This window comes from Roseobacter sp. TSBP12, assembly GCF_009129705.1.
GTDB classification, from domain to species: Bacteria; Pseudomonadota; Alphaproteobacteria; order Rhodobacterales; family Rhodobacteraceae; genus Celeribacter; species Celeribacter baekdonensis_A.
Genome location: NZ_PYIB01000047.1, coordinates 107,240 through 128,342, shown reverse-complemented (window position 1 = coordinate 128,342; position 21,103 = coordinate 107,240). Strand labels below are relative to the sequence as shown.

Below are 21,103 nucleotides of genomic sequence, written 5' to 3'. Positions count from 1 at the left end.
CATGATGCGAAGGCTCGTAGATCTTATGAACCAGAGGCGGGCCAAAGCCTTCTTTGCCGGCGGCATTTACGCCATGACAGGCGGCGCAGACGCTGTCGAACGCGCGCTTGCCGATCTGCGCATGGGCTGACAGCGCCTCAGGCAGAGCGACCGCAACAATCGGATCGCCCTGTGCGGGGCGTGAGGAGGCGGCGAGCGGCGCGCTTGCGGGTTCAGGTTTAAAGATGAGATAGGCCCCGAGAGCCAGTGCCGCAGCACCGACCAGAGGCAGGACAAATTTGTTCATGGGCGTTTTCCGTATCAAAGCGTGACGACTGAGCGCGCCACAAGAAAGGGTTCAGGCGAGGCTGAGCCCGATACGGGGCGGCGGGAGGTCAAGGCCCGGCATGCGCGCGAGGATATTCACCACTGTGGGCGCAGGATAGCCGAGAGGGCGCAAAATACGGCTGACCAGATGGTCAAGGCTGCCATTGAGCGTGAAAAGGACGCAGATCGCCCCATGCGGACAGGGGACGTCAAAGGGGGCGGCATCAGACATTCGGTCCGGGCAATCGGGACATGGGCCAAGGCGATGCATGGACATGGCAGTGTCCTGCGCCATCGCAGTCATCTCATGTGACATCCCCGCGCGTGGCGCGGAGAAAACGATCAACAAACCGATGAGCAGAATGGTCACAATACGGTGCAAGCCGTTTCTCCATGGCTTTGGATGGTCACTATGAAAGATCACAGAGATTTGGTCAACGCGGTGCTGTGCCTCTGGCCTCCTGGCTCAAACCGTCCAAGATCGCGCAGTCCGGTGCCTCATCACCATGACATTGCCCGATCAGCGTGGTGAGACGCGTTTCCAACGCCCGAAGATTTGTAATTTTTTCCCGAACCGAAACAAGATTTTGCTCCGCCAGGACGCGCACATCGCGGCTGTGGCGCGACGGGTCCGCCTCAAGCGCGAGCAAAGCCCGGCACTCTTCCAAAGAAAACCCCATCAACCGCGCCTGTGCCAGAAATCGCAGATGCGCGATCTGCCCGGCATCAAAATCGCGATAGCCATTCGCGGCGCGGTCGGGGGCGACAAGGCCGATCTCTTCGTAATAGCGGATCGTTTTGACCGGCAGTCCGGTCTGGGTCGAGGCATGGCCAATGTTCATCGCAATCTCCTTACCGCTTTCATAAAGCTTACAGCAACTGGAGGGTAAAGTCACATCGACGTGAGAGACGCCTGTCGGACATCAATGCGGGCGGCTGACCCCCCCGGAATTTGAAATCTCACATCATCGCACCAGTTTTTAACCCATGCCGCCGAGAAAATTCCGAAATACCCCATTGACCCTCCAGTTGGTGGAGGCCCTACCTGAGGAAGCGAGGTCAGAATCCGAGAGCATCAGGAGTGAACCATGACAGCGCACGACACCCAGCCCCACCACGACCATACACCTGCCGTGATCCGCGATCCGGTCTGCGGCATGACCGTCGACCCGAATGCCGACAAGCCACAGCTCGACCACGAGGGGCATGGCTACCATTTCTGTTCCGAGGGGTGCCGCGAAAAATTCAAAGCCAACCCTGAGGCCTATATCAAAGCGACCGATCCGGTCTGTGGCATGTCGGTGGAACGTGCCACCGCCGCGCATATGTCCAAACGCGATGGGGAGCGGTTCTATTTCTGCTCCCCCGGCTGTCAGGAGACATTCGAAAAAAGCCCGGCACCTTATCTCGGTGCGCGACCGGTGAAAAGAACCATGCCGGAGGGGACACAATACACCTGCCCCATGCATCCCGAAATCATCGAAGACCATCCCGGAGATTGCCCGAAATGCGGCATGGCGCTGGAACCAATGACGCCCTCGGCGGACAGCGGACCGAACCCGGAACTTGTGAATTTCAAGCGCCGGTTCTGGATCATGGCACCGCTGGCGGCGGTCGTGTTTGTGCTTGAAATGGGGTCCCATGTTGGACTGCCCTTCGCGGAATGGATTGGGCATAAACCGTTCCTCTGGCTTCAGTTCGCGTTGGCCACGCCTGTGCTCTGGTGCGCGCGGCCATTCTTCCTGCGCGGTTGGAAATCCGTGGTGAATGTCTCGCCAAACATGTGGACCCTGATCGCACTCGGCACGCTGGCCGCCTATCTGTTCTCCCTCGTCGGATTGCTTGCGCCGTCGGTGTTCCCGCCGGAAATGTTGGGGGCTCATGGCCTGCCGCCGGTCTATTTCGAGGCCGCCGCCGTGATCCTTGTGTTGGTTCTCGTCGGTCAGCTCATGGAACTGACTGCACGAGAAAGAACAGGGGACGCGATCCGCGCGCTCATGGACCTCGCGCCGAAGACCGCGCGGGTTGTCACCAACGATGGCGAGAAGGACGTCCCTCTCGATGAGGTGCAAACCGGCGATCATCTGCGCGTGCGCCCGGGCGAAAGCGTGCCGGTGGATGGCGAGATTCTCGAAGGCCACTCTTCGGTCGATGAAAGCATGATCACCGGCGAACCGGTGCCGGTCGAAAAAGCGCAAGGCGATGCGGTGACGGGCGGCACGCTGAACACATCCGGCTCCTTCGTGATGGCGGCGCAGGCCGTCGGCGCGGACACCACCCTGTCGCGCATCGTCGCGATGGTGGCACAAGCACAGCGTTCGCGCGCGCCCATTCAGGGACTGGCGGATCGCGTGTCGCTCTACTTCGTGCCTGCCGTGGTTGCCGTCGCCCTCATCGCATTCCTTGCTTGGCTCGCACTCGGGCCAAGCCCGGCCTTGGGCTATGCCACAGTGGCCGCCGTTTCCGTGCTCATCATCGCCTGTCCCTGTGCGCTTGGCCTTGCAACGCCGATGTCAATCATGGTCGGCACCGGACGCGGTGCGCAGGCGGGCGTTTTGATCCGCGATGCGGAGGCGCTCGAACGGTTTGCCAAGGTCGACACGCTCATTGTGGACAAAACCGGCACGCTGACCGAGGGAAAGCCCTCGCTCACCGATGTGATCGCCAATGGGATCTCCGAGGGCGATCTGAAATCCTATGTCGCAGCCCTTGAACGCGGCTCCGAACACCCTTTGGCGGAGGCCATTTTGAGCGGCACACAAGACGCGCCAAAACGCGAGGCGACGGGGTTTGAGGCCATCACCGGCAAAGGCGTGGTTGCCATGATCGAAGGCGCACGGATCGCTTTGGGCAACACCGCACTGATGCTGGAGATTGGCGCGGAACCGGGTGCCTTGACCGAGGCGCTTCAAAATCTGCAATCCGAGGGCAAAACCGCCATGTATCTTGCCAAAGACGGCGTGGTTGTCGGCATTCTCGCGGTGGCGGACCGGATCAAAGCAACGACGCCAGACGCGATCCAAGCCTTGCACCGCGAAGGCCTGCGCATTGTCATGGCCACCGGCGACAGCACACGCACGGCAGAGGCGGTGGCAAAACAACTTGGCATTGACGAGGTCCACGCCGAAGTCTCACCAGAGGGCAAGGCCGCATTGGTCGAAGAGCTGCGCAAATCCGGCGCACGGGTGGCGATGGCGGGCGATGGCGTCAACGACGCCCCCGCGCTGGCCTCCGCCGATGTGGGAATCGCCATGGGCACGGGCGCCGATGTTGCCGTGGAAAGCGCGGGGCTGACGCTGGTCAAAGGCGATCTGACGGGCATCCTGCGCGCCCGGCGTCTGGCCGAGGCAGTCATGCGCAACATCCGCCAGAACCTGTTCTTTGCCTTCGCCTATAACATCGCAGGCGTCCCCATCGCCGCCGGAGTGCTCTACCCAGTGTTCGGCGTGCTCCTCTCACCCGTGATCGCCGCACTCGCGATGAGCTTCAGTTCGGTGTCGGTGATTGGAAATGCCCTGAGATTGCGGCGCGTAAAGCTCTGAGGTTTCTTTTGCTGCCGATCACGGGCGCATGATCGGCAGCATGTTCTGTGGACTCCTGCAACACTCGTAGGTTTCTGCTGCCCGTCAAGACACCACGACCGATGCTGACGCGGAAATACCGCGTATAGCAGAGACAGCGGCACGGGTCGCGACACCGCCGACATGAACAGTGCAGGCCCCGCACGCGCCAACGCCGCAGCCCGTATTTGGTTCCGGTCGTGTTGAGCTTTTCGCGCAAGCCCCAAAGAAGCGGCATGTCACCTACGGCTATCACCGTCTGCTTTTGTCCGGTGATTGAAAGTCTGTATTGGTCATGGTTTCGAATACCGGCTGCTGAACAAGTTGTTGGGATTGAGCCCCTTTCGGAGCCCGGTCATTCGGGCTCCGAGATTGACAAAAATAGTAAAACTTGAGACTGCGCTCAGTTCAGGCCGCGTTGGACAGCGCCACCGCATCGAGGCCTGCCGGATCGTGCAGGCGGTCCGAGGTATCATTAGCCGCCTGCCGGACCACTTCTGCGACGTCGCTGTCGCTGGTGGTCAGGCCCAGGTTGGCGAAGCCACAAAGATCGGTTCGGCGAAATTGACGTAAGCCGCGGGGATCAGGTCTGCCACCGGAATGTCAGTATTTTCCCCGAAGCTCGTTGTCGGCCCATAGCCCGGTTCCACCAGTTTGACACCAACGCCGAACGCACCCACGACGCCGATCCCGGCATTGTTTACCAGTACGTCGATCGGTCCTACGACCTTAATCGCGGCGGCGATGCTGTTCGCGTCAGTGACGTCGAGAGCGAGGATGCGAAGGCGATCTGACGTGGGTAGCCCCTCTTTACGCGGAGTTCGCATGGGGCGATTACGTTCCAGCTCTGGGCGTGGAAGTAGCGGGCAGTTTCAAGTCCGTCGCCGGAGGACGTTTCGGTGATGAGAACGGGTTTTATGTTCTGGTCCTTTGTTTGGGTTGACAAGGCGAAGTTGGCCCGCAGGATCAGGACGATCATCACTCATAAATCTCGTTTTAATTTGCAAGAGTCCTGAGTGTCCGATCCGTCGTCTCAAATGATCCAACTCCTGCGACCCCGCGCGGTGTTCTCCAAGGGAATCACCGGGGCGGGTCGTTGGGCCATTCGGTATGAGGAGTTCGGCAAACTAGATTTTTGTGCAGCGCTTGAGGGGCAACGCCAGTTGGCCGGTGACTGTGAAGACCTGGTCATCCTCGAAGAAGGTGATTTCGTCCTCTTGCCGACAACTCCCGCCTTTGTTCTGCTAGGACTGGAGACTGGCCCGGTACAGCGGATCGACTCCCGTCTCGCATCGACCGCAGAGCGCAGAGCGCAGAGCGCGAGGTCCGCTATGGTCGGCAGGAGGGGCTCCTCCCGGGTGAGAGTGCACGCGCTTGGGAAACCTTCAACCCCGGAGATTACCGATGAACGTTCACCCCCATTGCGTTCCACTTGTGATCTGTGCCGGACCCCTGCCTTGTCCAGTGCTGCTTGTTTTGGCCGCAGCAATTCGGGCCCGTCAAAAGCCCGTGGGGGGACGTCGACATGGCGCGAGAAGGCCACACTGAAGGCCCGGCGAATTCATCGCCGAAGCAACGTGCGTTTTCGGCGATCGACGCCTGCCGTTGCCGTGTACGGACCAAGGGAGGTGCGCTCAAGGTCGGCCCTGCTTGCGCGGGACAAGAACACTAATGCACCTGCCTTCCATCACCGCCAGTTAACGCAGCGCGTGTGCCCAGTCTCAGCTTTAAAGACAAGGTTCACATTTAAGGGCTACGCGGCATGTCATCTGGAGCCTCGAAGAAATCGTTATCGTCGTTTCCCGATATAAATTCGCAAAAGTCCCTGCAAGCGAAATCACTGGCGCGGGGTCTGGGGGTCTTGTTGCTCAAATCGGGTTCTGAAGATCCCCATGCGTCCTTACCCTACGGCCTGTGTGACAGGGATCACGCGGTACTGCGTAACAGCCTCTCGACAAAGGCATCCGCCGCCAGAGAGAGCTTTTTCCCCTTCCGCCAGACCACGTGCCAATGGCGTATGATCGGAAAGGGTTCCACGGCCAGTTCCACCAAGTAGCCGTGCCGAAGCTCCAATGCCACGGTCCCACGGCTGAGGACCGCAAGGCCCAGACCCGCAATGACACCTTGTTTGACCGATTCATTCGCCCCCAGTTCCATGCGAACATTTGGCGTGGCACCCGCAGCCTCAAAGCTCCGCTCGGCGGCAAGCCGCGTGCCCGAACCGCTTTCGCGCATCAAGAACGGGTAGTTGGCCAGGTCGCGCATTGTCAGCTCCGATCGCGCCGCCAGAGGATGATCCGGTGGCGCGACCACGACCAGGGGGTTTTCGGAATACCGTTCAACCACCGCGTCCATGTCTTGCGGCGGAGTGCCCAGAATATAGAGATCGTCGGCGTTACTTGCGAAACGGGACAGCAGTTCCTCCCGATTTCCGACAGTCAAGGCGATCTCTATTCCGGGAAACTCGGTGTTGTAGGTGCCGATGTGAGCAGGAATATCGTATTTGGCGGTCGACACGACGGCAAGGCGCAGCCGACCTTTGGCCAAGCCCTGCAACTCGGCCAAAGCCATATCCAGATTCTCGGTTTCCTCAACCAAACGCTGCGCGGATTTAAGGACGATCTCACCGGCTTGGGTAAGGGACAGAGACTTTCCCAGGCGGTCGATAAGCTTCTGGCCGAGATGGTCTTCAAGCTGGCGGACCTGCGCGAATGTCGCGGGCTGGGTCAGGTTAAGGGCTTCAGCGGCGCGCGTATAAGACAGATGCGCCGCAACCTCCCGAAAAATCTGCATTTGTCTGAGTGAGTATCTCATAAATAGACGATTGCTTATTCTGAGGATAAAAACAATTCATTTTTTTATATTCATGGAGTGTGGTTCCCTTCCTCTGAGCAATAGCCATCGGGAAGAGATCAAAAGACATGAACATGCAAGCAACCAAGAAAAAATATGACGCCGGGGTGAAGGACTACAGGTCCACCTACTGGGAACCGGAATATTCGGTCAAGGAAACCGATATCCTTGCTGTCTTCAAAGTCATCCCACAAGACGGCGTTCCGCGCGAAGAAGCCGCAGCCGCCGTCGCCGCCGAAAGCTCGACGGGAACATGGACGACCGTCTGGACCGACCTCTTGACCGACCTCGACCACTACAAGGGGCGCGCCTACCGCATCGAAGACGTGCCGGGACAGGATGACGCGTTCTATGCTTTCATTGCCTATCCCGCCGACCTGTTCGAGGAAGGTTCGGTCGTCAACGTCTTCACGTCGATCGTTGGCAACGTCTTTGGCTTCAAGGCCGTGCGCAGCTTGCGGCTCGAAGACGTGCGTTTCCCGATCTGGTTCGTGAAAACCTGTTTCGGCCCACCGCATGGCATTCAGGTCGAGCGTGACAAGATGGACAAATACGGCCGTCCGCTGCTGGGCTGCACCATCAAACCAAAGCTGGGCCTGTCGGCCAAGAACTACGGCCGCGCGGTCTATGAAGTGCTGCGCGGTGGTCTGGATTTCTCCAAGGACGACGAAAACGTCAACTCACAGCCGTTCATGCGCTGGCGTGACCGCTTCCTGTTCTGTCAAGAAGCGATTGAAAAGGCTCAGGCCGAGACCGGCGAGCGCAAGGGGCACTATCTGAACGTCACCTCCGGCACGGTGGAAGAGATGTTCAAGCGCGCCGAGTTTGCCAAGGAGCTCGGCTCTCCGATCATCATGTCGGATTACCTGACCATGGGCTGGGCAGCGCACAACTCGCTGTCGAAATGGTGCCGTGACAATGGCATGTTGTTGCACGTCCACCGCGCCATGCACGCCGTGATGGATCGCAATCCGAACCACGGCATCAACTTCCGTGTGCTGGCCAAGCTACTGCGCCTGCTGGGTGGCGATCATCTGCATTCGGGAACCGTTGTGGGCAAGCTGGAAGGCGACCGCAACGCAACCCTGGGCTGGATCAACCTGATGCGCGACAAATTCATCCCGGAAGACCGGTCGATGGGTGTGTTTTTCGATCAGGACTGGGGGGCCATGCCCGGGGTCTTCCCTGTAGCTTCGGGTGGCATCCACGTCTGGCATATGCCGGCGCTGGTTTCGATCTTTGGCAACGACTCGGTTCTACAGTTCGGCGGCGGCACGCTGGGCCACCCCTGGGGCAACGCCGCCGGTGCGGCCGCCAACCGCGTGGCACTTGAAGCCTGTGTTCAGGCCCGCAACGAAGGCCGTGAACTTGAGAAGGAAGGCAAGGAAATCCTAACCGCAGCCGCCAAACATTCACCCGAGCTGAAAGCCGCGATGGAGACCTGGAAAGAGATCAAGTTCGAGTTCGATACCGTCGACAAGCTTGACGTTCAGCACCGCTGATCGCTCGAACCCAGAGAAAAAGGACCAAGACAATGAGCACCATTCAAGACTACCCATCACGTCTTTCCGATCCTGCAAGCCGCAAGATGGAGACATTTTCCTACCTGCCGGAAATGACTAAGGACCAGATCCGAGCACAGGTACAATGGATCGTCGATAACGGCTGGAACCCGGCGATCGAACATACCGAACCGGAAAACGCCATGGACTACTACTGGTACATGTGGAAGCTGCCGATGTTTGGTGAAACCGATGTCGACGCAATCCTTGCCGAGATCGAAGAATGCCGCACCGCCAATCCCAAACACCATGTCCGCCTTTTGGGCTATGACAATTTCACCCAAAGCCAGGGCGCGAACATGGTCGTTCACCGCGGCAAAATGGTTTGAGACAAGGCACGGTCCGCGATCACGCGGGCCATGCACAGCAATCGACGTGTCGCGAGGAGTCAGCCATGAAGGACGTACTTGAAGACTTTCGCGTGAGCGAAGCGCCTTACTGGCGTGAGACGGGGGACGAGATCACCCTGTTCACGGCGGCTTGGGACGCCCGCATCCCGGTGATGCTGAAGGGCCCGACAGGCTGCGGCAAAACCCGGTTTGTCGAGCACATGGCCTGGAAACTGGGCCGCCCCTTGGTCACCGTGGCGTGCAACGAGGACATGACCGCCTCGGACCTAATCGGGCGCTATCTTCTGGATGTCGATGGCACGCGCTGGCAGGACGGGCCGCTGACCTTTGCCGCCCGTCATGGCGCGATCTGCTATCTGGATGAGGTGGTTGAGGCACGGCAGGACACGACGGTTGCTATACATCCACTCACGGACGACCGCCGGGTTCTGCCCTTGGAAAAGAAGGGTGAATTGTTGAAGGCACACGACGATTTCCTGATCGTGATCAGCTACAATCCCGGCTATCAGTCCCTAATGAAGGACCTCAAACAATCCACCAAGCAACGCTTCGGCGCAATGGATTTCACCTGGCCCGGACCGGACGTTGAGGCCGAGATCGTGGCGCATGAAGCCGGAGTGGACGCTGACACGGCACAAAAGCTGGTCGAGATCGGCGCAAGGTCGCGCAACCTCAAAGGGCACGGTCTGGACGAAGGGGTGTCGACCCGGATGCTGATCCACGCGGGCCGCCTCATCAAAGGTGGAATCGCACCCAAGGCGGCCTGTTCCATGGCGCTGGTCCATTCAATCACCGATGACCCTGACATGCGGGATGCACTTGATGCTGCCGTCTCAACCTGGTTCTGAAACCCTCCCCGAAGGTCACGCGGATCTCGGGGACAGCCTTCCCGCCCCGGTCAAAAAAGCACTGTTCGCCGCCCTGCCCGATGCGCGACGCAAACTGTCGCCGAAAGCATTTGAGACATGGCTGCGCGGCGTTGCGGCACTGGCACGATTGGGCCGCGGGGACGATCCGGTCCTTGCCTGGATCGCGGTGGCTCCTGCCCTCGCGCATGATCTTGGCGAGGATGTTCTGACCGAACTGCTACCATTGATCCTCGGCTTTGCCTCGCGCACTTCGGGCACCGTCATTGCCCGACTGCTCGACACCGCACCCGTTGCCGCCCGCCGCCTTGGCGATGCAACGCTGTTCCTGCAATACCTGCGCTTTATCGAACATCTCCTGTCACGCGCTCCGCGCGCTGTCCGGCCCATGTTGGATCACCTGACGGAGCTCCTTGAAGTGCTCACTCTGGGCGGGCTGCGTCGTTGGGCGGATTGGGGCGTGGATGCCCACCGCACCGACTATAAGGAACTGGTGCACTACTTCTCACTGGACAGCGAGGAAACGCGCGCCATCATCCAGCGCGAACGCAAGGGCACTCTTCTGGTCGACGTGCAGCGGCGGCTCATGATGTATCTGCGTGCGCTTTGGGGCCGGGATTTCATGATCACGCCCACCGCAGGCGATTTCGAGGATCGCACCGGACTGCGGCCCTATTACGAAAGCTTCAGCCTGCACCTGCCGGACGCGCTGGATGACTGGCACGGCCAACCGGCACTGGACCTGTTCCGGGCACAGTCCGCGCATTTGGCGGCCCATCTGGCCTGTCTGCGCAAACCGATACAGGGCGAAGGATCGAACGCACTTCAATCCACCTGCATCGGATTGATTGAGGATGCCCGCGCCGAGGCCCTGGCCATTGCGCGTCTGCCCCGGCTGCGGGATCTGTGGGCGCGGTTCCACACCGAAACCGGCAATGGTATCGCGGGTGAATTCGACCGCATTGCGCGCGCGTTGCTTTTGACTGAGGCCCCCGCCGAAAGCGAACTGGCAGCGTGGGTTCAAAATGCGTTCGTGGCGCTCGACCTGACAGATATCGACGCCGCCCGCGATTTGGGGCTCCAGCTTGCGGATCGTCTGCGTTCGACCCCCTATTCGGCCTATGCGGATCACCCATCCTGCCCCTATCGCTGTGACAACCGGCTGCTATGGGCGTTCGAGGAGCTGGAATTTGACACGGGCTACATGCCACCGCCACAGCTGCGCAAATATGTCTCGGTGAGCGAGATGGTCAACGAAGTCGAGGTCGAAACCGCCGGCGAGGACGCGCAGGAGATCTGGGTGCAATCGGCGAAATTGTTCGACGACGATGGCCAGAGCGTCAACGAGAAAGAGAGCAAGGCACCCGTCGCGCCCCCTGTCCTTTATGACGAGTTCGACCACTCCATCCAGATGTTGCGCCCCGCTTGGGCGACGGTCCTGGAACGCCGTGTCAAATTGGGTGATCCTGCCGAGGCGGCGGCTGTCCTGAACGAACATCGGCCCGTAATGCAGCGGCTCAAGCACCGTTTGGACGCCATGCGCCCACAGGGTGTGCAGCGTATCCGCAAGCTGGAGGATGGCGACGAAATCGACATCGCCGCCGCCATTACAGCCGCCATAGATATTCGCATGGGTCGTCAGCCGGACCCGCGCGTGATGATGCGGCAGGTGCGCAAAACCCGCGATACGGCGGTCATGGTGTTGCTCGATCTCTCGGAATCCACCAATGATCCGGTGGATGACAATAGCACCGTCATGGATCTGACGAAATCGGCCTGTGTTCTGCTGTCCGAGGCGATCAGCCGGGTTGGCGACGCCTTCGCCATTCACGGCTTTTGCTCGGACGGGCGCGCGCAGGTCTACTATGAACGCTTCAAGGATTTCGACCAGCCGTGGGACGCGATGGCAACGGCGCGCCTGATGGGGGCCGAGGGTCGGCTCTCGACACGAATGGGCACCGCGATCCGCCATGCGACCGCACAGATGCGGAACGTGAAAGCAACCCGCAAGCTGATGCTGGTGTTGACCGACGGGGCCCCCTCCGACATCGATGTGCGCGATCCACAATATCTGCGTGCTGACGCCCGCCATGCGGTGGACGAGGCGCAGCACGTCGGCGTCACACCGTTTTGCCTGACGCTTGATCCCGGTGCCGATACCTATGTCCGTCGCATATTTGGCCCGAACAGTGCCATGATCCTGGATAGGGTGGAGCAACTGCCAGAACGGCTGCCCCAGCTTTACGCGGCACTCACGCGCTGATCTGAGGCAGGAAGGTTCCATTCAGGGATTCAATCTCCTTTGCACAGCGCCGCGCGGCCTTGGAGGGTTCGCTCCCTTCCTCGTTGCCGTACATCAGATACCAGTGACGCATGACCGGCAGGCCCTGTCCGCGCAACAGCTTCAGTCGCCCTTGGGCAAGCTCGTCATGGATCGTGTGCAGGGACAGAAATCCGACTCCCAAACCTGCAATCACGGCCTGTTTGATCGTTTCGTTCGACGACATGACCACGCGTTTTGGCCTGTGACTTTCCGCCAGCCGATCTATGAACCGCTCCATCAGGATGCGCGTGCCAGAGCCTTCCTCGCGACTTAGAAAGGTCTCGGCCAGCAAGGTGTTGGGATCGAAGCCGTCCTGCTCAGCCAATGGGTGATCGGGGGGCAGGACAATACCGTGCGGATGCGGTCCCAATGGGACCGCCCGGCTCATGGCGCTGCGCGGCGGACGGCCCATGATCGCCAGATCGTATTCGCCTCTTTCGATGGCGGCGATAACTTCGCTGCGATTGGCGACTCTCAGCTCGACATCAATATCAGGGACGGCATCTTGAAGCAGCCGCACCAGCCGGGGCGCAAAGTATTTGGCAGTGGACACCGTTCCGAGGACAACGTTCCCGGCCATGCCTTGGGACAGAGCCTGCAACTGCCGCTCAGCATGCGACAAATTCGCCTCTATCCGGTGCGCCGCAATCAGTAAAACCTCTCCGGCCCGGGTCAGGTAAAACCCGCTTCCATCGGTGGCCCGGCTCACCAACTCCTGACCGGCAGCAACCTCCAAGTTTTTGATCTGACTGTGAATTGTGGGGGGTGTCTGATTCAGAAATCGTGCGGTTTGTGTCAGTGAACCGGTGCGCGCGACAGATATCAACGATCGCAATTGCTTCAACGTCATGGCATCGGTGCGCATTTTCGATTTTTCCTAATCTATATTACTATTTCTTAAATTCCATAAAAATTCGAATTCATGCAAGTTATTTCCATTCTGGGAGGAATACCAAAATGAAAACGCTGGATCAGTTGCCAGACGGGCTCGACCCCAAACTTTGCGACATACTGGATCGCCTGGCTTCGGTGTTCGTGGCCTTGTCGCATCGTATTGCGCGCAACGGAATTGATGAGAATCTTGGCGGCGCCGCTGGCCTGAACACCGACGGCGATGCGCAAAAAGCCCTGGACGTCATCGCCGACGAGGCTTTCATGGGGGCGTTGGTGAACACTCAGGTTCGACACTATGCCTCGGAAGAACAGGATAGCGTCGTCACCCTGAACGAAGGGGGTGCCTTTGCTCTGGCGATCGACCCGCTGGACGGGTCTTCCAACATCGACACGAATGTTTCCATCGGCACGATCTTTGGCATCTTCCCCGCCAAGGACGATCCGAAAGCGTCATTTCTGCGCGCCGGACGGGACCTTCTGGCCTCTGGCTATGCAATATTCGGACCGCAATGCGCGCTGTTGCTGACGGTCGGCGACGGGGTTCTAAAGTTCGTCCTCGATCCGCAAACCGGGCGTTTCGTGTCGTTGGGCGTGATCGCATCCATCCCCCCGAACTCGGTCGAATATGCCATCAACTCATCGAATTACCGCCACTGGGATGATCCGATCCGCGCCTATGTAGATGACCGCGTTGCCGGGTCCGAAGGTCCGACGAGGATCGACTTCAACATGCGGTGGATCGCCTCGCTCGTGGCGGAAACACATCGCATTCTCACCCGTGGCGGGATCTTCCTGTATCCCGGCGACGCGCGCCCCGGATACGAGCATGGCCGCCTTCGCTATGTCTATGAATGCGCCCCCATCGCTTTCCTGATCGAACAGGCAGGCGGCAGCGCAACCGATGGGCAAGAAGCCATTCTCGACCGCGTTCCGGATGCTTTGCATGCTCGGACGCCTTTTGTCTTCGGTTCAAAGAACAAGGTGGCACGCGTCGCGACCTACCACGACCTTCCTCATGAAGAGACCTCAGCGCTCTTCGGAAAACGCGGCTTTTTCCGCGTCTGACAGACAATTCTCAGGAGTCATCATGAGCAGCAAGTACCCCATCATCAGTGTGACCGGTTCTTCCGGGGCTGGCACGTCGACTGTGAAGAAGACATTCGATCAAATCTTTCGCCGTGAGAAAATCTCAGCCGTGTCCATCGAGGGCGACGCGTTTCACCGCTATAATCGCGCCGACATGCGCGCCGAGCTGGAGCGGCGCAAAGCCGAAGGTGATGATACCTTTTCCCATTTTTCCTATGTTGCGAACGAACTTGGTGAGTTGGAAAGGGTGTTTCGCGAGTACGGCAAGACCGGCAAGGGCCGCACACGGACCTATGTTCATGATGCCGAAGAGGCCGAAAAAACCGGAGTGCCGCCGGGTGAATTCACCGCATGGGCACCGTTTCCTGATGAGTCTGACCTACTGTTTTACGAAGGTCTGCACGGTTCGGTCGTCAATGACGAGGTCAATCTTGCCGCTCTGGCCGACCTCAAGATCGGCGTCGTGCCCGTCATCAATCTCGAATGGATTCAAAAGATACACCGAGACCGCGAATCGCGCGGCTATTCCACCGAGGCCGTGACCGACACCATCTTGCGCCGGATGCACGCCTATGTGCACTGCATCTGCCCGCAATTCACCGAAACGGATGTCAATTTCCAGCGTGTCCCGATGGTCGATACCTCCAACCCGTTCATTGCGCGCTGGATTCCCACGCCGGACGAAAGCCTGATCGTGATCCGCTTCCGGAACCCGCGCGGCATAGATTTCCCCTATTTGACCTCAATGATCAACGGCTCGTGGATGAGCCGGGCCAATTCCATCGTGGTCCCGGGGAACAAACTCGATCTGGCGATGCAGCTCATTCTGACGCCGCTGATCGAGCGTCTGGTTACCACCGCACGCAAACAGCGCCGCTAAGGAAGAACTCCATGAATGCTTATACCAAGACAGTTGATGAACGCCGGATGGCCAACGCCATCCGCGCACTGGCCATGGATGCGGTGCAGGCCGCCAACTCCGGCCACCCCGGCATGCCGATGGGAATGGCGGATGTTGCCGCCGTTCTGTTCAACCGGTTCATGACCCTCGACCCGGCAGCACCGGATTGGGCCAATCGCGACCGGTTCGTGTTGTCTGCCGGGCACGGGTCAATGTTGCTTTATGCCGTCAACCATCTGCTGGGCTATGACGACATGGGCATGGAACAGATCCGCAACTTCCGTCAGTTGGGGTATCGCACGGCGGGGCATCCGGAGTACGGTCATGCCAAAGGGATCGAAGTGACAACCGGCCCCCTTGGCCAGGGTCTGGCCACGTCAGTGGGTATGGCGCTTTCGGAACGGCTGGGCAACGCGCGCTTTGGCGATCTGATCGACCATTACACTTATGTCATTGCTGGGGATGGCTGCCTGATGGAAGGCATAAGCCACGAAGCCATCGACTTGGCCGGGCATCTGCAATTGGGGCATCTGATCGTCCTTTGGGACGACAACAAGATCACCATCGACGGGGACACCGGTCTGTCGACCTCAACCGATCAACAAGCCCGCTTTGCCGCCGCCGGCTGGCATGTCCTGTCGGTCGACGGCCATGACCCGGACAGTATCGCAAAGGCCATTGGAGATGCGCGCAAAGACGCGCGCCCATCAATGATTGCCTGCCGGACAGTCATCGGATTCGGGGCTCCGAACAAGCAGGGACGTCACGACGTGCACGGTGCGCCACTGGGCAACGACGAGATCGCCGCCGCGCGCAGGGAGTTGGCGTGGGATCATCCGGCCTTTGACGTTCCCGCGGATGTGTATTCCGCGTGGCACAAGATCGCGGCCCGCGGCGCCGAAGCACGCAAGACATGGGAAGCATCGTTTGCGGCGTCGGCGGACCATGACGCATTGCAGCTACATCTCGATGCCGACATCGGCCCTCTCACCAAGGCAATGATGGATTACAAGGCCAAGCTGGCGAAGGATCAGCCCAAAGTCGCCACCCGCAAGGCAAGCCAGATGGCGCTTGAGGTCGTCAACGCCGCCCTGCCGTTCACCATCGGCGGCTCGGCGGATCTGACAGGGTCGAACCTGACCCAGACCAAGGGTATGACAGCGGTCAACGCGAGAGACTTCACCGGCCGCTACATCAACTACGGCATCCGCGAATTCGGCATGTCGGCCGCGATGAATGGCCTGTCCCTTTCGGGGCTGTTCAAGCCCTATGGCGGAACCTTCCTTGTGTTTGCCGATTACGCCCGCCCGGCGATCCGGCTGGCCGCCTTGATGGGAGTACCCACAACATTTGTCATGACCCATGACAGCATCGGACTTGGCGAAGACGGCCCAACCCACCAGCCTGTCGAGACGCTGGCCAGCCTGCGCGCCATTCCGAACCTGACGGTTCTTCGCCCCTGCGATGCGATGGAAACGGCGGAAGCCTGGGAAGTCGCGATGGCATCGACAAAGACACCGGTGCTGATGGCATTGTCACGGCAGGGCCTGCCCGCGATGCGCAAAACCGCGCTGAGCGAGAACCTGCTGGCCAGAGGCGCCTATATCTTGCGCGAACCGTATGGCGGGCGCGACGTGACGTTGATCGCGACCGGCTCCGAAGTGGAAATCGCAATGAATGCCGCTGATGCCCTGGCTGAGGGTGGCATCAAGGCTGCCGTGGTGTCGGCGCCGTCCTTCGAACTGTTCGGCCAGCAACCCGACGCTTATCGCGCCGACGTACTGGGCAATGTCCCGCGCGTCGGTATCGAGGCCGCCATCCGCATGAGCTGGGAGGCCGTATTGCGCGCCGAGGACGGCTTTGTTGGCATGACAGGCTTTGGTGCCTCAGCCCCGGCGGAGGACCTCTACAAGCACTTCGGCATCACCGTCGGAGCGGTTGTCGATGCCGCCAAGGCGCGCCTCTGACCCTAAAAACCAAGAAAGAGAGACAGTCATGACAGTGAAAGTTGCCATCAACGGCTTTGGCCGTATCGGACGGAATGTGCTTCGCGCGATCGTTGAATCCGGTCGCACCGATATCGAAGTTGTCGCCATCAATGACCTTGGTCCGGTAGAGACGAACGCCCATCTGTTGCGGTTCGACAGCGTGCACGGGCGTTTCCCCGGAGAGGTCACGACGGGCGAAGACTGGATCGACGTGGGCCGTGGCCGGATCAAGGTCACGTCAATCCGCGATCCGAAAGACCTGCCTTGGAGTGGCGTCGACATCGCGATGGAATGCACCGGCCTTTTCACCGACCGCGACAAAGCTGCCTTGCATCTTGAAAACGGATCCAAACGCGTGCTGGTGTCTGCCCCTGCGTCCGGTGCCGACAAAACCATCGTCTACGGGGTCAATCACAAAACGCTGACGGCTGCTGACATGGTTGTTTCCAACGCGTCCTGCACCACCAACTGCCTGTCGCCGGTCGCCAAAGCCCTGAATGACGCCATCGGGATCTCCAAGGGTTTCATGACCACGATCCACAGCTATACCGGCGACCAGCCGACACTGGATTACATGCGCGGCGATCTCTACCGCGCCCGCGCCGCGGCGTTGTCGATGATCCCGACCTCGACCGGGGCGGCCAAGGCGGTGGGGCTTGTGCTGCCGGAACTGGCGGGCAAGCTGGATGGCGTGGCGATCCGCGTCCCGACACCAAACGTCTCGGTCGTCGATCTGGTCTTCGAAGCCGCTCGTGATACCACGGTCGAAGAGGTCAACACCGCCATCCGCGCCGCTGCCAATGGTCCGATGAAGGGCGTGCTGGGTTTTACCGACCATCCCAACGTGTCCGCCGATTTCAATCACGACCCCCATTCGTCGGTCTTTCACATGGACCAGACCAAGGTGATGGAGGGTCGCATGGTCCGCATCCTGTCCTGGTACGACAACGAATGGGGGTTCTCCAACCGAATGTCCGATACGGCAGTGGCGATGGGGGCGCTCATCTGATGACGATACCTTCAATCATGGATGTGGGGGGGTGCGGCAAGACGCTGCCCGGTATCGCCGCATTGCAAGACGCCGCGAAAGCGGCCTGAAAGGATTCAAAATGGCTTTGATTACACTTCGTCAACTGCTCGATCACGCCGCTGAAAAGGGCTACGGCGTTCCCGCCTTCAACATCAACAACATGGAACAGGGTCTGGCGATCATGAAGGCCGCCGCCGCCTGCGACGCGCCTGTCATCATGCAGGCCAGCCGCGGCGCGCGGTCCTATGCGGGCGATATCATGCTGCGCCACATGATCCAGGCATTGTCCGAGATGTATCCCGATATTCCGATCTGCATGCACCAGGATCACGGCAACAACGAAGCGACCTGCCTGTCCGCAATCCGCCACGGGTTCACCTCGGTGATGATGGATGGCTCACTCATGGAAGACATGAAGACCCCCGCTGACTGGGATTACAACATTGCCATCACCGAACGCGTGGCCCGGATGGCGCATTGGGTCGGGGCCTCGGTCGAAGGCGAACTGGGTGTTCTGGGCAGCCTGGAAACCGGCGAAGCGGCAAAAGAAGACGGTTCCGGCGCGGAGGGCAAGCTGAGCAAGGAGCAATTGCTCACGGACCCGGATGAATCGCTCGACTTTGTCAAGCTGACCAGAGTGGACGCACTGGCCATTGCCTGCGGCACCAGCCACGGTGCTTACAAATTCAGTTCCAAGCCAACTGGCGAGACGCTGGCAATCCAGCGTATCGAGGATATTCACGCCAAGATCCCCGACGTGCATCTGGTCATGCATGGATCAAGCTCGGTCCCGCAATACCTGCAAGACCTGATCAACGAAAGCGGCGGCGAGATGCCCCAGACCTATGGCGTGCCGGTCGAAGAAATCGAGCGCGGCATCAAGTCAGGTGTGCGCAAGGTCAACATTGACACCGACATCCGCATGGCGATCACCGGCCAGTTCCGCAAGGTCGCGAAGGACAAGCCGACCGAGTTCGACCCGCGCAAATTCACGATCCCCGCGATGGCGGAAATGGAAAAGCTCTGCCGCGACCGGTTTGAACGCTTTGGCACGGCGGGAAATGCCGCCAGCATCAAGGTCATCCCGATGGACGATATGGCGCGTCGCTACGCCGATGGCAGCCTTTGACTCCAGACCAACGATGGGTCGGGGCGTCTGCACCAGCCCACATTCCCTGACCCGAGGATACAAATGACCCGACGTAGCAACGCAATTGGCAACTGGAAGATAAAGGGTCTGACGACCGACCTCTCAATTGTCGACCAGATCGCGGGGGCCCTACCCGAAGGTGACAATGCAGGCAACACAATCATCGCCTACGAACGCGCCTGGGCGATCGGCACAGGGCTGACCCCCGGCATCGGCGAGATTGCACAGACCCACGCCTTCATCCGTTCCAGATTATCCGATCCTTCGCTTTCGATCCTCTGTGGCGGGTCGGCGAACGCGTCCAAAGCTGCCGGGATTTTCGCTCTTGCAGATGTCGATGGCGGTCTGGTCGGCGGTGCATCCCTGACAGCGGAAAAATTCGTTCCCATCATCCAAACACTGGAGGCCACGTCATGACATTCCACCGATCCATCAAGATCGCACCATCCATCCTGTCCGCCGATTTCGCGAATTTCGGGGCGGAAATTCAAGCCATTGAGGCGCAGGGTGCCGATTGGGTTCATGTCGATGTCATGGACGGGCATTTCGTGCCCAATCTGACGTTTGGCCCGATGGCGGTAAAAGCATTTCGCCCGCATGTGAAAACCGTCATGGACGTCCACTTGATGATTGCGCCGGTCGATCCTTACATCGACGCCTACGCGGATGCCGGAGCCGATGTCCTGACCGCCCATGTCGAGGCGGGCCCGCACATCCACCGCACGCTTCAGGCGATCCGCGGCGCGGGCATGAAAGCGGGTGCGGCACTCAACCCCGGCACGCCGGCCGAGGCGGTGGCGCATCTGCTGGACCTGACAGACCTGATCTGTGTCATGACGGTGAACCCCGGTTTCGGCGGTCAGAAATACATCGACATGACCGACAAGGTGCGACGCCTGCGCGAGATGATCGGCGACCGTGAAATCCATATCGAGATCGACGGCGGGATGGACCCGACGACCGCACCGGGGATGGTGCAGGCGGGGGCTGATGTGCTGGTCGCCGGGTCGGCCGTGTTCCGTGGCGGGTCTGTTTCCCAACCTGAGGTCTATGGCGAAAACATGCGTGCGATCCGTGATGCGGTGGAGGCGATCCAGTGATCGATCCGAACACGCTGGCTGATAGCGCCTCTGCGTTGCTCGAGACTCTTCTGGCGCATTGCTCCGACACCGCAAAGCCGCGACCTAAACGGGAAACGTTGTAACGGCCCATTGATACTGCCGCTTACGCGGCTTGACTGTCCGTTGCGGAAACCCTGGCACGAGCCATGACCATCATCGGTTGCATCATTGATCCGTCCATTGGGCAGGTCAGCCTTGATGGCGAACAGGTTTATGGCAATCGCTGGCTGCGTGGTGATCTGCGCCGTCTGCGGCTCGACAAGATCGGTTTTATCTTTCAGGCCCACAACCTGCTGCCCTTCCTGAATGCCACCGATACCGTGGCTTTGGTGTTGCAACTGGCGGGTAAAAGCCGTGTGCAGGAATTGCTGGAGTATCTTGAGATCGGCCCCCGCGCCCGCGCCATGCCCGCCCTGTTGTCGGGCGCGAGAACGCTCTCGTTATTTCGGACGTCATCGGAATTTGAGATCTTGGGTCGTCTTCATGGACGGGCTACGCCAAGCCTTTGCGGTAGACGTCCTCGCCGTTGTACGGGGTGAATTCAGAAGGTCAATTTGCGGTGTACCCTCCAAGGGCTGGTATCGGTCCAATGGAGGATATCGGCCGTCGCCTGCGCCGAGGTCCCGATGACACCATGCATTCGGCTCAAGGATCTTTTCCTTCGAACATTGTTCCAGCGCAAATAAGGCGTCACACGGCGCACCTAATGTTAGCGCCATGAGACGTTCCTTGATTCTTTCCTTTGGCGGCCTTATGTTTGGTGGTCTAATGACTGTGTGCCTTGCGCTCGCAACGTCGGCGGCTGGATATTTTCAGGTGGCGCATGAAATTGCGCGCGTCGGGCAGACCACATTGGTGATCTGCGGCCAAAACGGTCAGGCCGAGGTGACGCTTGATCAAAATGGCACCCCAGTTGATCCTGTGGAGAGCACCTGCGGCCATTGTACCCACGGCACTCTGATCTCCGGTTTCGATTTGCCGAGCGCCGCTGCATTCCCCCGCAAATCTGTTCAAACACAGTTGGTTGCGGGTCTTGCCGCCGAAACAATCCGCTTGATCTCGCGCCAAGCGATAAAAATGCCGCGTGCGCCCCCTAGCAAGGTCATTTCCTGA

Annotated in this window: 21 protein-coding genes; 15 read left to right on the top strand and 6 right to left on the bottom strand. The window is 59.7% G+C overall.

Annotated features, from left to right (window positions below; genetic code table 11):
* The 3 genes from C8029_RS14935 to C8029_RS14925 all read right to left on the bottom strand — a co-directional run.
* On the bottom strand, nucleotides 1-286 hold a 286-nt coding region (locus tag C8029_RS14935), incomplete at its 3' end, for a c-type cytochrome (protein ID WP_152003192.1).
* A 51-nt stretch (nucleotides 287-337) separates the two neighbouring features.
* Nucleotides 338-688: a hypothetical protein gene (locus tag C8029_RS14930; protein ID WP_152003191.1), complete on the bottom strand. Its 351-nt coding sequence runs from the start codon at nucleotides 686-688 to the stop codon at nucleotides 338-340.
* 52 nt (nucleotides 689-740) lie between these two features.
* Nucleotides 741-1,148, bottom strand: a complete 408-nt coding sequence (locus C8029_RS14925; protein ID WP_009572643.1) for a MerR family DNA-binding protein — start codon at nucleotides 1,146-1,148, stop codon at nucleotides 741-743.
* Nucleotides 1,149-1,394: 246 nt separating this feature from the next.
* Between C8029_RS14925 and C8029_RS14920 the strand changes: the two genes are divergently transcribed.
* Nucleotides 1,395-3,848: a heavy metal translocating P-type ATPase gene (locus C8029_RS14920; RefSeq protein ID WP_152003190.1), complete on the top strand. Its 2,454-nt coding sequence runs from the start codon at nucleotides 1,395-1,397 to the stop codon at nucleotides 3,846-3,848.
* Between the two features lie 539 nt (nucleotides 3,849-4,387).
* Here the strand turns inward: C8029_RS14920 and C8029_RS22440 are convergent.
* Nucleotides 4,388-4,693, bottom strand: a complete 306-nt coding sequence (locus tag C8029_RS22440; RefSeq protein ID WP_226946350.1) for a hypothetical protein — start codon at nucleotides 4,691-4,693, stop codon at nucleotides 4,388-4,390.
* A gap of 189 nt (nucleotides 4,694-4,882) precedes the next feature.
* Between C8029_RS22440 and C8029_RS23005 the strand changes: the two genes are divergently transcribed.
* A complete protein-coding gene (locus C8029_RS23005; RefSeq protein ID WP_152003189.1) occupies nucleotides 4,883-5,677 on the top strand; it encodes a cupin domain-containing protein in 795 nt (264 codons plus the stop codon).
* Between the two features lie 115 nt (nucleotides 5,678-5,792).
* Here C8029_RS23005 and C8029_RS14900 read toward each other — a convergent pair whose 3' ends face one another.
* A complete protein-coding gene (locus tag C8029_RS14900; protein ID WP_152003188.1) occupies nucleotides 5,793-6,659 on the bottom strand; it encodes a LysR family transcriptional regulator in 867 nt (288 codons plus the stop codon).
* A gap of 128 nt (nucleotides 6,660-6,787) precedes the next feature.
* Between C8029_RS14900 and C8029_RS14895 the strand changes: the two genes are divergently transcribed.
* The 4 genes from C8029_RS14895 (at nucleotide 6,788) to C8029_RS14880 (ending at nucleotide 11,760) form a co-directional block, all read left to right on the top strand.
* A complete protein-coding gene (locus C8029_RS14895; protein ID WP_074646206.1) occupies nucleotides 6,788-8,221 on the top strand; it encodes a form I ribulose bisphosphate carboxylase large subunit in 1,434 nt (477 codons plus the stop codon).
* A gap of 32 nt (nucleotides 8,222-8,253) precedes the next feature.
* On the top strand, nucleotides 8,254-8,610 hold the full coding sequence (locus C8029_RS14890) for a ribulose bisphosphate carboxylase small subunit (protein ID WP_152003187.1): 357 nt from the start codon (nucleotides 8,254-8,256) through the stop codon (nucleotides 8,608-8,610).
* 65 nt (nucleotides 8,611-8,675) lie between these two features.
* On the top strand, nucleotides 8,676-9,479 hold the full coding sequence (locus tag C8029_RS14885) for a CbbQ/NirQ/NorQ/GpvN family protein (protein WP_152003186.1): 804 nt from the start codon (nucleotides 8,676-8,678) through the stop codon (nucleotides 9,477-9,479).
* Complete coding sequence (locus C8029_RS14880) at nucleotides 9,454-11,760, top strand: nitric oxide reductase activation protein NorD (RefSeq protein ID WP_152003185.1); 2,307 nt, start codon at nucleotides 9,454-9,456, stop codon at nucleotides 11,758-11,760. Before C8029_RS14885 ends, C8029_RS14880 begins: the two co-directional genes overlap by 26 nt.
* Here C8029_RS14880 and C8029_RS14875 read toward each other — a convergent pair.
* Entirely contained in the window at nucleotides 11,750-12,685 is a 936-nt protein-coding gene (locus tag C8029_RS14875; protein ID WP_152003184.1) for a LysR family transcriptional regulator, read from the bottom strand. The two genes, C8029_RS14880 and C8029_RS14875, sit on opposite strands and share 11 nt — an antisense overlap.
* A 92-nt stretch (nucleotides 12,686-12,777) precedes the next feature.
* Between C8029_RS14875 and C8029_RS14870 the strand changes: the two genes are divergently transcribed.
* From C8029_RS14870 to C8029_RS14830, 9 genes are all read left to right on the top strand, one after another.
* Entirely contained in the window at nucleotides 12,778-13,779 is a 1,002-nt protein-coding gene (locus C8029_RS14870; protein WP_009572653.1) for a class 1 fructose-bisphosphatase, read from the top strand.
* A gap of 22 nt (nucleotides 13,780-13,801) precedes the next feature.
* Nucleotides 13,802-14,680 carry a phosphoribulokinase gene (locus C8029_RS14865; protein ID WP_009572654.1) on the top strand — a complete coding sequence of 293 codons (879 nt, stop codon included), beginning with the start codon at nucleotides 13,802-13,804 and terminating at the stop codon, nucleotides 14,678-14,680.
* Nucleotides 14,681-14,691: 11 nt separating this feature from the next.
* On the top strand, nucleotides 14,692-16,668 hold the full coding sequence (gene tkt / locus C8029_RS14860) for a transketolase (protein ID WP_152003183.1): 1,977 nt from the start codon (nucleotides 14,692-14,694) through the stop codon (nucleotides 16,666-16,668).
* Nucleotides 16,669-16,696: 28 nt separating this feature from the next.
* Nucleotides 16,697-17,698 carry a type I glyceraldehyde-3-phosphate dehydrogenase gene (gap, locus tag C8029_RS14855; protein WP_009572656.1) on the top strand — a complete coding sequence of 334 codons (1,002 nt, stop codon included), beginning with the start codon at nucleotides 16,697-16,699 and terminating at the stop codon, nucleotides 17,696-17,698.
* A 100-nt stretch (nucleotides 17,699-17,798) separates the two neighbouring features.
* Nucleotides 17,799-18,848: a class II fructose-bisphosphate aldolase gene (gene fba, locus C8029_RS14850; protein ID WP_152003182.1), complete on the top strand. Its 1,050-nt coding sequence runs from the start codon at nucleotides 17,799-17,801 to the stop codon at nucleotides 18,846-18,848.
* Between the two features lie 63 nt (nucleotides 18,849-18,911).
* Entirely contained in the window at nucleotides 18,912-19,286 is a 375-nt protein-coding gene (locus C8029_RS14845; RefSeq protein ID WP_152003181.1) for a triose-phosphate isomerase, read from the top strand.
* Nucleotides 19,283-19,969: a ribulose-phosphate 3-epimerase gene (rpe, locus tag C8029_RS14840; RefSeq protein ID WP_152003180.1), complete on the top strand. Its 687-nt coding sequence runs from the start codon at nucleotides 19,283-19,285 to the stop codon at nucleotides 19,967-19,969. The genes C8029_RS14845 and rpe overlap by 4 nt, the downstream gene beginning before the upstream one ends.
* Nucleotides 19,970-20,136: 167 nt before the next feature.
* Complete coding sequence (locus C8029_RS14835) at nucleotides 20,137-20,529, top strand: ATP-binding cassette domain-containing protein (RefSeq protein ID WP_152003179.1); 393 nt, start codon at nucleotides 20,137-20,139, stop codon at nucleotides 20,527-20,529.
* Nucleotides 20,530-20,707: 178 nt separating this feature from the next.
* Nucleotides 20,708-21,103 (top strand): hypothetical protein, encoded by a 396-nt coding sequence (locus C8029_RS14830; protein WP_193217661.1) that lies wholly within the window; start codon nucleotides 20,708-20,710, stop codon nucleotides 21,101-21,103.